The sequence below is a fragment of the Enterobacter cloacae complex sp. IR53041 genome, assembly GCF_049238285.1.
GTDB lineage: Bacteria > Pseudomonadota > Gammaproteobacteria > Enterobacterales > Enterobacteriaceae > Enterobacter > Enterobacter roggenkampii.
Map to the genome: position 1 here is coordinate 87,979 of NZ_JBMKHB010000003.1, position 11,614 is coordinate 99,592.

Genomic DNA, 11,614 nt, shown 5'->3' on the forward strand with positions numbered 1-11,614 from the left:
GGCCCCACATAGCCTGGTTACGCTCTCCTCATCACAAAGGAGACGTAATGATGAAATCCCCCCTGTTCTGGAAAGTTAGCACCCTGCTGGGGTGCATCCTGCTGCTGTTAGTCCCGCTTTTTATGGTCAGTAACCTGATATCAGAGCGAGAGAGCTACCGCAATGATGTTGAAAATACGCTGCGTCAGAGTACCAGCGGGCCGCAAAAACTGGTCGGGCCGCTGATTGCTATCCCGGTAACGGAGATTTTTTACAAGGTAGAGGATGAGAAGAAAGTCGAGTACAAGAAAAGCTATATGCATTTTATTCTGCCGGAGTCACTGGTTGTTGAAGGTAGCCAGCACGTTGAGTCCCGAAATATCGGGATCTATGACGGACAAATCTGGAACACTGATCTCAGGATAAAAGTGCGGTTCAGCACCGAGAAAATGGCGCAGCTTAAAGGGGAAACGATGACCCTTGGGCAACCGTTTATCGTTGTCGGCGTGGGGGATGCGCGGGGCATTGGCACGGTGAAAGTCTCCAGCATCAATGGCGAGGCGTTGAGCGTCGAGCCGGGGTCGGGTGTGTATGGTGCGCTTTCCGGTATTCATATTCCGCTGACTGACAAAACGCTGGAGTCAAAAACGTTTGCCCTGGAGATGTCCCTGAATCTGGCCGGAACGGGGAGTTTTGCCGTGGTTCCTGTGGGACGCAACAGTGAAATGACGCTCAACAGCAACTGGCCACATCCGGGCTTTATGGGTAACTATCTGCCGGTAAAGCATAAAATTGGTGATTCTGGCTTTCAGGCGAACTGGCAGAGCAGCTGGTTTGCGAACAATCTTGAGAGCTGGTTTAACGGCAGTGAATCGCCAGAGTGGGAATCAATCCCTGCTTTTAGCGTTACGGTAGCCACGCCTGCCGATCAGTATCAACTGACTGACCGTGCGATCAAGTACGCCATTTTGCTGATTGCGCTGACGTTTATGGCCTTCTTTGTCTTCGAAACCTTAACCGGATTACGCCTTCACCCGATGCAGTATCTGCTGGTGGGGCTGTCGCTGATCCTGTTCTATCTGGTGCTGCTGGCGCTGTCTGAACACGTCGGGTTTACCCCCGCCTGGGTTGTTGCAAGTCTGGTTGGTGCAGCGATGAACGTAATGTACCTGCAGGCCGTGATGAAAAGCTGGAAGCGCAGCGGGCTGTTTGTGCTGGCGCTACTCGGGCTGGATGTCGTGATGTGGTTCCTGCTGCGCTCGGAGGACAGCGCGCTGCTGTTGGGGTCAGCGGTTCTCGCGCTGGCGCTGTTCGCCGTGATGTACCTGACCCGGCATTTCGACTGGTACTCGCTCTCTCAGCCAAAGCGGCCTGAACCTCCGGCAGAGCCTGATAACGACACGATGCGGATCTGGAAATAAAAAAACGGCGCAAATGCGCCGTTTTTTAATGCGTTAACTGCGGGATTACTCCTGCAGGTCACCGCAGAAACGGTACCCTTCGCCGTGGATCGTGGCGATGATTTCCGGCGTATCTGGCGTAGATTCGAAGTGCTTACGAATACGACGGATGGTGACGTCTACGGTACGGTCGTGCGGCTTCAGCTCACGGCCGGTCATTTTCTTCAGCAGCTCTGCACGGGACTGGATCTTGCCCGGGTTTTCGCAGAAGTGCAGCATCGCGCGGAATTCACTGCGCGGCAGTTTATACTGCTCGCCGTTCGGGCTAATCAGCGAACGGCTATTGATATCAAGTTCCCAGCCGTTGAATTTGTAGCTATCGACGCTACGACGCTCTTCGCTGACCGTGCCCAGGTTCATGGTGCGGGACAGCAGGTTGCGTGCACGAATGGTTAACTCGCGAGGGTTGAACGGCTTGGTGATGTAATCATCCGCACCGATTTCCAGGCCAAGAATTTTATCAACTTCGTTGTCACGACCCGTCAGGAACATTAACGCGACGTTCGCCTGCTCGCGCAGTTCGCGCGCCAGAAGAAGACCGTTTTTGCCCGGCAGGTTAATATCCATGATCACCAGGTTGATATCATTTTCAGAAAGGATCTGATGCATCTCTGCGCCATCGGTCGCTTCAAAGACATCGTAGCCTTCTGCTTCGAAAATGCTCTTTAACGTGTTGCGTGTTACCAACTCGTCTTCAACGATAAGAATGTGCGGGGTCTGCATGTTTGCTACCTAAATTGCCAACTAAATCGAAACAGGAAGTACAAAAGTCCCTGACCTGCCTGATGCATGTCGCAAATTAACATGATCGGCTTAACGTGACTAAAGTACGTAATTGCGTTCTTGATGCACTTTCCATCAACGTCAACAACATCATTAGCTTGGTCTTGGGTACTTTCCCTTTGGACCCGACAGTGTCAAAAACGGCTGTCATCCTAACCATTTTAACAGCAACATAACAGGCTAAGTGACACCAGACACCCAATAAAACTACGCTTCGTTGACATATATCAAGTTCAATTGTAGCACGTTAACAGTTTGATGAAATCATCGTAGCCGAATGCTAGCCTTTGTCACAATTTTTCAATAAACCAACTAGTTGCGGACATTGATTTATAAACGAAGCGAATCCAATCAGAATAGAGTATTCATGTTACTATTATCATTATAAAACATAGGGATAATAGTGTTCTGTTAACATTCTAACTGATTGTTCAGACACAGAATAGTTTAGCGTTTTTAATTTGTTATGAAACGCTATTTCGGTGATTTGTGTTGCAATTTTGTAAATTCGCGCTGCGTAATATGTTGAAGTGCATCACATTTTTACCGGCTAACTGATTAAAAAGAGAGCATAAATGCATCTGTCGATTGTACTGGTTGCACCAGCCAGAGCAGAAAATATAGGCGCAGCGGCGCGTGCGATGAAGACCATGGGTTTTACCGATTTACGTATTGTGGACAGCACGGCCCATCTGGAGCCAGCCGCCCGGTGGGTGGCGCACGGTTCGGGAGATATTCTCGATAATATAACCACTTACGCTACGCTTGCCGACGCGCTGCATGACATTTCGTTTACCGTTGCAACCACCGCGCGCAGCCGGGCGAAGTTCCACTATTACGCCACGCCTGCTGAACTGGTACCCATGCTCGAAGAGAAAAGCCAGTGGCTGGAGAAAGCCGCGCTGGTATTTGGACGTGAAGATTCCGGATTAACCAACGAAGAGCTGGAATTGGCGGACGTTCTTACCGGTGCGCCGATGGTGGCCGATTATCCTTCCCTGAATTTGGGCCAGGCGGTCATGGTCTATTGCTATCAATTAGCCTCCCTAATGCAAATCCCTCAACCTCAGCCAGAAGCGGCAAATGAAAATCAGCTGGCCGCGCTGCGAACTCGCGTGCAGGGGCTGTTATCAAGCCTTGGCGTCGCGGACGATCAGAAAATGGCCGACTGGCTGCAGCAGCGTCTTGGTCGTCTTGAGCAACGGGACACCGCCATGTTGCATCGTTTGCTGCACGATATTGAAAAAAAATTGGCCGAGTAAAATACTGCCATAAGTTTTTACTATGGCGAATAAGTCTGTCTGAACGGGTTGCGTTTGGGGTAATCGGATGAAAATAAAGCGGCACGCAGCGGGACCTGAGAGTCTCCCAAAATGTGATCAAATTAAAAATCCATTGACTTAAGGGGCCCGATCCTTTAACCCTAAAAGAATACAGCACAGACAGATAATAATGACAGAGTACACAACATCCATGAAACGCATCAGCATCACCACCATTACCACAACCATCATCATTACCACAGGTAACGATGCGGGCTGACGCGTACAGGAAAAACAGAAAAAAGCCCGCACCTGAACAGTGCGGGCTTTTTTTTCGGCTAAAGGAAACGAGGTAGAACCATGCGAGTGTTGAAGTTCGGCGGTACATCAGTGGCAAATGCAGAACGTTTTCTGCGTGTTGCCGATATCCTGGAAAGCAACGCCAGGCAGGGGCAGGTTGCGACCGTGCTCTCTGCCCCGGCAAAAATCACGAACCATCTGGTGGCGATGATTGAAAAAACCATCGGTGGCCAGGATGCACTTCCGAACATCAGCGACGCAGAGCGTATCTTCGCTGACTTACTGCAAGGCCTGGCAGAAGCGCTGCCTGGCTTCCCGCATGCGCAGCTGAAGTCTTTTGTTGAACAAGAATTCGCGCAAATTAAACATGTCCTGCACGGCATCAGCCTTCTCGGTCAGTGCCCGGACAGCATCAATGCAGCGCTGATTTGTCGCGGTGAAAAACTCTCTATCGCCATCATGGCCGGCGTGCTGGAAGCGCGCGGCCATAGCGTGACCGTGATCGATCCCGTTGAAAAACTGCTGGCGGTGGGCCACTACCTCGAATCCACCGTTGATATTGCCGAATCAACCCGCCGTATCGCCGCCAGCAAAATTCCCGCTGACCACATGATCCTGATGGCAGGCTTCACCGCCGGTAACGAGAAGGGCGAGCTGGTGGTGCTGGGCCGTAACGGTTCCGACTACTCCGCCGCCGTGCTGGCCGCCTGCTTACGCGCGGACTGTTGTGAGATCTGGACTGATGTTGACGGCGTGTATACCTGCGATCCGCGCCAGGTACCGGACGCCAGGCTGCTGAAGTCGATGTCGTACCAGGAAGCGATGGAGCTTTCCTACTTCGGCGCCAAAGTACTTCACCCGCGTACCATTTCCCCGATTGCCCAGTTCCAGATCCCTTGCCTGATTAAAAACACCGGTAACCCGCAGGCGCCGGGTACGCTGATTGGCGCGAGTACCGATGAGGACGGACTGCCGGTGAAAGGCATCTCCAACCTGAACAACATGGCGATGTTCAGCGTCTCGGGTCCGGGGATGAAAGGGATGGTCGGCATGGCGGCACGCGTGTTTGCGGCCATGTCCCGCAACGGTATTTCGGTGGTGCTGATCACCCAGTCATCCTCCGAGTACAGCATCAGCTTCTGCGTGCCGCAGGCTGACTGCCTTCGCGCCCGCCGCGCGCTGGAGGAAGAGTTCTATCTGGAGCTGAAAGAAGAATTGCTGGAGCCGCTCGCGATTCAGGAGCGTCTGGCGATCATCTCCGTGGTGGGCGACGGTATGCGCACCCTGCGCGGTATCTCCGCCAAATTCTTTGCCGCGCTGGCGCGCGCCAATATCAATATCGTGGCGATTGCCCAGGGCTCGTCAGAGCGTTCAATTTCTGTTGTTGTGGATAACGACGATGCCACCACCGGCGTTCGTGTGGTTCACCAGATGCTGTTCAACACCGATCAGGTCATCGAGCTGTTCCTGATTGGCGTGGGCGGCGTCGGCGGCGCGCTGCTGGAGCAGGTGAAGCGTCAGCAGGAATGGCTTAAGAAGAAACACATCGACCTGCGCGTCTGCGGGATCGCGAATTCCAGAGCGCTGCTGACCAACGTCCACGGCCTGAACCTGGAAAACTGGCAGGCCGAGATGAAGGAGGCAAAAGAGCCGTTCAACCTGGGCCGCCTGATCCGTCTGGTAAAAGAGTATCACCTGCTTAACCCGGTCATCGTCGACTGTACCTCGAACCAGGCAGTGGCCGACCAGTACGCGGACTTCCTGCGCGAAGGTTTCCACGTGGTGACGCCGAACAAAAAGGCCAACACCTCGTCGATGGATTACTATCACCAGCTGCGTCTGGCAGCGAGCAAGTCGCGCCGCAAGTTCCTCTACGACACCAACGTGGGGGCAGGCCTGCCGGTTATCGAGAACCTGCAGAACCTGCTTAACGCGGGCGATGAGCTGCAGCGTTTCTCCGGCATTCTCTCCGGCTCGCTGTCGTTTATCTTCGGCAAGCTGGATGAGGGAATGAGCCTCTCGGAGGCCACCCGCGCCGCGCGCGAGCTGGGCTATACCGAGCCGGATCCGCGTGACGACCTTTCCGGTATGGACGTGGCGCGCAAGCTGCTGATCCTCGCGCGCGAAACGGGCCGTGAGCTTGAGCTTTCCGATATTGTGATTGAGCCGGTCCTGCCGGCAGAATTTGACAGCAGCGGTGACGTCAGCGCCTTTATGGCCAGGCTGCCGCAGCTTGACGACGCGTTTGCCGCCCGCGTGGCGAAAGCCCGTGATGAAGGTAAGGTATTGCGCTATGTTGGCAACATTGAAGAAGATGGCGTGTGCCGGGTGAAGATTGCCGAAGTGGATGGCAACGACCCGCTGTACAAAGTCAAAAACGGCGAAAACGCCCTCGCGTTTTACAGCCACTATTATCAGCCACTGCCGCTGGTGCTTCGCGGCTATGGCGCAGGGAACGATGTTACGGCGGCGGGTGTCTTTGCCGATCTGCTGCGTACCCTGTCATGGAAGTTAGGAGTTTAACATGGTCAAAGTTTATGCCCCGGCTTCCAGCGCGAATATGAGCGTCGGATTTGACGTGCTGGGTGCGGCGGTGACGCCGGTGGACGGTTCGCTGCTGGGCGATACGGTGACGGTGGAAGCGGCAGACAGCTTCAGCCTGAATAACGTAGGCCGCTTCGCCAGCAAACTGCCGTCTGAGCCACGCGAGAATATCGTCTATCAGTGCTGGGAGCGTTTCTGTCAGGAGATCGGTAAAAACGTGCCGGTTGCCATGACGCTGGAAAAAAGTATGCCGATTGGCTCCGGGCTGGGTTCCAGCGCCTGCTCGGTGGTCGCCGCGCTGGTGGCGATGAACGAGCACTGCGGCAAGCCGCTGAACAACAACCGCCTGCTTGCCTTAATGGGCGAGCTGGAAGGGCGTATCTCCGGCAGCATTCATTATGACAACGTCGCGCCATGCTTCCTCGGCGGCATGCAGCTGATGATCGAAGAAAATGGCATCATCAGCCAGCAGGTGCCAGGGTTTGATGAGTGGCTGTGGGTGCTGGCCTATCCGGGTATCAAGGTATCAACCGCGGAAGCGCGTGCGATCCTGCCCGCGCAGTATCGCCGTCAGGACTGTATCGCCCACGGGCGTCATCTGGCGGGCTTTATCCACGCCTGCTACACCCGTCAGCCGCAGCTGGCGGCCAAACTGATGAAGGACGTCATTGCCGAGCCGTACCGCACGAAGCTGCTGCCCGGCTTTAACGAGGCGCGACAGGCGTCCATGGATATCGGCGCGCAGGCGTGCGGCATCTCCGGCTCCGGCCCGACGCTGTTCGCCCTGTGCGACAAGCCTGACACTGCGCAGCGCGTGGCGGACTGGCTCTCTAAACACTACCTGCAAAATCAGGAAGGCTTTGTTCATATTTGCCGTCTGGACACGGCTGGCGCACGAGTACTGGGATAATTAATGAAACTCTACAACCTTAAAGATCATAACGAGCAGGTCAGCTTCGCGCAGGCGGTGACTCAGGGACTGGGCAAAAATCAGGGGCTGTTTTTCCCGCATGACCTGCCGGAATTCCAGCTGACCGAGATTGATGACCTGCTGAAGCAGGATTTTGTCACCCGCAGCACCAAAATTCTGTCCGCGTTTATCGGCGATGAAATTCCGCAGGAGCTGCTGGAAGAGCGCGTACGCGCGGCATTCGCGTTCCCGGCGCCGGTTCAGCAGGTTGAGCCCGATGTTGGCTGCCTGGAGCTGTTCCACGGCCCGACGCTGGCGTTCAAAGACTTCGGCGGCCGCTTTATGGCGCAGATGCTGACCCACATCAGTGGCGACAAGCCGGTGACCATCCTGACCGCGACCTCCGGGGATACCGGCGCGGCGGTAGCCCACGCGTTCTACGGCCTGAAAAACGTCCGCGTGGTGATCCTCTATCCGAAAGGCAAAATCAGCCCGCTGCAGGAGAAACTGTTCTGCACCCTCGGCGGCAACATTGAAACCGTGGCAATTGACGGCGATTTCGATGCCTGTCAGGCGCTGGTCAAGCAGGCCTTCGACGACGAAGAGCTGAAGGTGGCGCTGGGTCTGAACTCCGCCAACTCCATCAACATCAGCCGTCTGCTGGCGCAGATCTGCTACTACTTCGAAGCGGTGGCGCAGCTGCCGCAGGACGCGCGCAATCAGCTGGTGATCTCCGTGCCGAGCGGTAACTTCGGTGACCTGACGGCGGGCCTGCTGGCGAAATCCCTGGGGCTGCCGGTGAAACGCTTTATCGCCGCCACCAACGCCAACGACACCGTGCCGCGCTTCCTGAAAGACGGGAAGTGGGCGCCGAACGCCACGCAGGCGACCCTCTCCAATGCGATGGATGTGTCTCAGCCGAACAACTGGCCGCGGGTGGAAGAGCTGTTCCGCCGTAAGATCTGGCGCCTGGGTGACCTGGGCTATGCTGCGGTGACGGATGAGACCACCAAATCCACCATGCGCGAGCTGAAGGCGGTGGGGTATACCTCTGAACCGCACGCGGCGATTGCTTACCGTGCGCTGCGCGACCAGCTTAACCCGGGTGAATACGGCCTGTTCCTGGGGACCGCACATCCGGCGAAGTTCAAAGAGAGCGTGGAGGCGATCCTGGGCGAAACGCTGCCGCTGCCGAAAGAACTGGCCGAGCGTGCCGATCTGCCGCTGCTGTCCCATGAGCTGCCGGCGGACTTTGCGGCGCTGCGTAAGCTGATGATGACCCGCGCGTGATTTTTGTCGGGTGCGGCTACGCCTTACCCGACCTACAACTGATGATGACGCGTGCGGGATTGTGTTGCCCGGTGGCGGCTACGCCTTACCGGGCCTACAACGACGACAACGGCTCAGAACATAGGCCGGGTAAGGCGCAGCGCCACCCGGCTTTTTTTGTGAAGAAATTAAGGAGAAAAATAGCAGGGAAAAAGCAGAAATTCCCAATAAATGCGGTCACTTAGCGTTTAGGATTGCAGAGAATAACATCCCCCGTTCCCCTCGCGTACTCTCCTTACATCGGCCCACGTTGGGCAAAGATAATAAGGAGTCACCGATGTCTACACTGAAACCTATGCTGATTGCGCTTTCACTGATGCTGGTCGCTCCCATGGCGGTACAGGCATCCGAAATCACCCTCGTACCCGCGGTCAAACTGCAGATTGGCGACCGGGATAATAACGGGCACTACTGGGACGGTGGCCGCTGGCGCGACCATGACTGGTGGAAGGCGCATTATGACTGGCGCGATAACCGCTGGCGTCCCCACGATGAGCATCGCGAGCGTGACCATCATCATGACGATCGTCGCCATGACGATCGTCGTCCGGGCCCGGACTGGAAACACCACTAATGCAACCCCCGCCAGCTGGCGGGGGTTGTTTTTACTGCTCGTGGCGCTTAAACACCAGCTCGCCTTTCCCTGACGCTTCTTCGTCAAAGAAATAGCCTTCGCTGTTGAAGGCGGTTAGCTGCTCCGGCTTCGTCAGGCGGTTCTGGATAATGTAGCGGCTCATCAGACCGCGCGCTTTCTTGGCGTAGAAGCTGATCACTTTGAACTTGCCGTTTTTCTCGTCGAGGAATACCGGCTTGATGATGTCGGCATCCAGCTTTTTCGGCTTCACCGACTTGTAGTATTCATCGGATGCCAGGTTAATCACCACGTTATCGCCCTGCGCGCGCAGCGCCGCATTCAGCTTATCGGTAATGATATCGCCCCAGAAATGGTACAGATCTTTGCCTTTGGCATTCTCCAGGCGAATCCCCATCTCCAGACGATAAGGCTGCATCAGATCCAGCGGGCGCAGTACGCCGTACAGGCCCGACAGCATGCGCAGATGCTGCTGGGCAAAATCAAAATCGGCTTCGCTAAAATCTTCCGCCTGCAGGCCGGTGTACACATCGCCTTTAAACGCCAGAATCGCCTGGCGAGCGTTAGCCGGGGTGAAATCCGGGTGCCACTCGTGAAAGCGGGTCGCGTTCAAATCGGCCAGCTTGTCGCTGATGCTCATCAGTGAGGCGATTTGCGGCGCTGAGAGCTTACGCGCTTCGCGGATCAGCTGTTGCGAGTAGTCCAGCAGTTCAGGCTGGGTATAGCGCTCGGTGGCGAGCGGGCTCTGGTAGTCGAGCGTTTTTGCAGGTGAAATCAGAATCAGCATATCCAGTCCTTGCAGGAAATTTAGAGCGACTTTAGCAAAAAATCGCCCTGAATTGATCGATAGCTGTTATTGCCGTGGCAAATCATCCCACGTGCCGGGGGCAAGCTGCGCCTTGATATCGGGATAGCGGGCGGGATCAAAGACCGGCGGAACGCCGAGTTTGCGCTGACGCAGATAGTCTCTGGCAATCAGGGTCACCACGGGCGAGAGCAGCAGGATCGCCGTGAGGTTCGTGATCGCCATCAGCGCCATAATGATATCGGCCAGCTGCCAGACCAGCGGCATACTGAGCAGGGAGCCTGCTACCACCATCAGGATAACCCCAAGACGCAGGGTTCCGATCGCGGCGCGGGAGTCGAGTTTCAGGAAAATAAGGTTATTTTCGGCGTAGAGGTAATTCACCACAATCGAGCTGAAGGCAAACAAGATCAGGATGAGAGAAACAAATCCGGCTCCCCAGCCGCCGGTCAGGGTCACCAGCGCCTGCTGGAGAAGCTTTATCCCGACGGTTCCCGACGCGTGGGGTACGGGGCCTGCCAGCAGCAAAATCATGGCGCTGGCGGAACAGATAATAATGGTATCGGTAAAGACGCCAATCATCTGCACAATACCTTGTGCGGCCGGGTGTGGCGGCCAGGAAGAGGCGGCGGCTGCCGCATTGGGGGTTGACCCCATACCGGCTTCATTGGAGAACATGCCCCGCTGAAAACCCGCCATCAGCGCCTGGCTGAAGGTGTAGCCCAGCGCGCCGGATGCCACTTCGCGCCAGCCAAAGGCGCTTTTGACGATAGTGGCAAGCACGCCCGGCACCTGGTCGAGATGCAGTGCGGCGACGAACAGGCTCGCGGCAACCCAGAGCAGCGCCATAATGGGCACCAGCCACTGCATCAGGCGAGCGATACCCTTGAGACCGAATGAAATGGTAAGCAGAACGATCGAAGCTAAAGCGAGACCCGCGAGCCACTCGGGGCAGGAGAAGGCATAGCGCATGGCATGGGCGACCGAGTTCGCCTGGACGGTATTAAAAATAAGACCGTACGCGAGCAGTAAAAAAAGCGAGAACAGGACGCCCATCCAGCGCATCCCCAGGCCACGCGCCATGTACCAGGCTGGACCACCGCGAAACTGGCCGCGCTTATCTTTCTCTTTGTAGAGTTGCGCAAGCGAACTTTCGGCAAAGGAGGTAGCCATACCGAGAAGTGCCGTCATCCACATCCAGAAGACCGCGCCTGGCCCACCGGCGCTGATGGCCAGTGCTACCCCCGCCAGATTCCCGCTGCCCAGGCGTGCCGCAAGGCTGGTACAGAGCGCCTGAAACGACGTTAATCCGCCCGGCTGGGGCGTGACGCTGTTTTTCAGACTTCTGCCAAACTTGCGAATATAGCGAAACTGGATAAACCCACTGCGTAGCGTAAACCAAATACCTGCTCCCAGAAGCAGGTAAATCATTATCGAACCCCAGAGGACTTCGTTAATAAAGAAAAAGAAATCAGGCATTAACGTCCCTCTTGTTGATGCCAACGTGAATATGTAAGCGCTACCACTGATTGGGCATGCTGTTGCTTAGCAGCCTGTTAATATTCTGAGTTTATCATACTCTGCCTAAGCGCACTGTCTGCGGTTGCGCTACCCCTCCGTCGTGTTATCATCAGGGCAGACCGGTTACAT

The 11,614-nt window shown here is 55.8% G+C and carries 11 protein-coding genes and 1 other annotated feature; of the genes, 8 read left to right on the forward strand and 3 right to left on the reverse strand.

Annotation, left to right across the window (positions count from 1 at the left end; translation table 11 throughout):
• Window positions 1-47 precede the first annotated feature (47 nt).
• Complete coding sequence (gene creD, locus ACOTXF_RS03295; protein WP_047746223.1) at window positions 48-1,400, forward strand: cell envelope integrity protein CreD; 1,353 nt, start codon at window positions 48-50, stop codon at window positions 1,398-1,400.
• 45 nt (window positions 1,401-1,445) lie between these two features.
• Here the strand turns inward: creD and arcA are convergent, their stop codons facing one another.
• On the reverse strand, window positions 1,446-2,162 hold the full coding sequence (gene arcA / locus ACOTXF_RS03300; RefSeq protein WP_003856501.1) for a two-component system response regulator ArcA: 717 nt from the start codon (window positions 2,160-2,162) through the stop codon (window positions 1,446-1,448).
• A gap of 95 nt (window positions 2,163-2,257) precedes the next feature.
• Between arcA and yjjY the strand changes: the two genes are divergently transcribed.
• The 7 genes from yjjY to ACOTXF_RS03335 all read left to right on the forward strand — a co-directional run bounded on the left by yjjY (window position 2,258) and on the right by ACOTXF_RS03335 (window position 9,141).
• Entirely contained in the window at window positions 2,258-2,398 is a 141-nt protein-coding gene (gene yjjY, locus ACOTXF_RS03305) for a protein YjjY (RefSeq protein WP_085928893.1), read from the forward strand.
• Window positions 2,399-2,797: 399 nt separating this feature from the next.
• Window positions 2,798-3,484, forward strand: a complete 687-nt coding sequence (locus tag ACOTXF_RS03310; protein WP_008502053.1) for a tRNA/rRNA methyltransferase — start codon at window positions 2,798-2,800, stop codon at window positions 3,482-3,484.
• Between the two features lie 211 nt (window positions 3,485-3,695).
• A complete protein-coding gene (gene thrL, locus ACOTXF_RS03315) occupies window positions 3,696-3,764 on the forward strand; it encodes a thr operon leader peptide (protein ID WP_015572623.1) in 69 nt (22 codons plus the stop codon).
• Window positions 3,703-3,820 (forward strand) — a sequence feature (Thr leader region). Its footprint overlaps the gene before it by 62 nt.
• A 24-nt stretch (window positions 3,821-3,844) precedes the next feature.
• Complete coding sequence (gene thrA / locus ACOTXF_RS03320; protein ID WP_048961791.1) at window positions 3,845-6,307, forward strand: bifunctional aspartate kinase/homoserine dehydrogenase I; 2,463 nt, start codon at window positions 3,845-3,847, stop codon at window positions 6,305-6,307.
• Between the two features lies 1 nt (window position 6,308).
• Complete coding sequence (gene thrB, locus ACOTXF_RS03325) at window positions 6,309-7,238, forward strand: homoserine kinase (RefSeq protein ID WP_021240567.1); 930 nt, start codon at window positions 6,309-6,311, stop codon at window positions 7,236-7,238.
• Between the two features lie 3 nt (window positions 7,239-7,241).
• Window positions 7,242-8,528 carry a threonine synthase gene (thrC, locus tag ACOTXF_RS03330; RefSeq protein WP_023345407.1) on the forward strand — a complete coding sequence of 429 codons (1,287 nt, stop codon included), beginning with the start codon at window positions 7,242-7,244 and terminating at the stop codon, window positions 8,526-8,528.
• 316 nt (window positions 8,529-8,844) lie between these two features.
• Window positions 8,845-9,141: a DUF2502 domain-containing protein gene (locus ACOTXF_RS03335; protein ID WP_048961793.1), complete on the forward strand. Its 297-nt coding sequence runs from the start codon at window positions 8,845-8,847 to the stop codon at window positions 9,139-9,141.
• 31 nt (window positions 9,142-9,172) lie between these two features.
• On the opposite strand, the gene yaaA is transcribed toward ACOTXF_RS03335, so the two are convergent.
• Both yaaA and ACOTXF_RS03345 read right to left on the reverse strand, forming a co-directional pair.
• On the reverse strand, window positions 9,173-9,946 hold the full coding sequence (gene yaaA, locus ACOTXF_RS03340; RefSeq protein ID WP_021240562.1) for a peroxide stress protein YaaA: 774 nt from the start codon (window positions 9,944-9,946) through the stop codon (window positions 9,173-9,175).
• A gap of 66 nt (window positions 9,947-10,012) precedes the next feature.
• Complete coding sequence (locus tag ACOTXF_RS03345) at window positions 10,013-11,443, reverse strand: alanine/glycine:cation symporter family protein (RefSeq protein WP_048961794.1); 1,431 nt, start codon at window positions 11,441-11,443, stop codon at window positions 10,013-10,015.
• Between the last annotated feature and the right edge of the window lie 171 nt (window positions 11,444-11,614).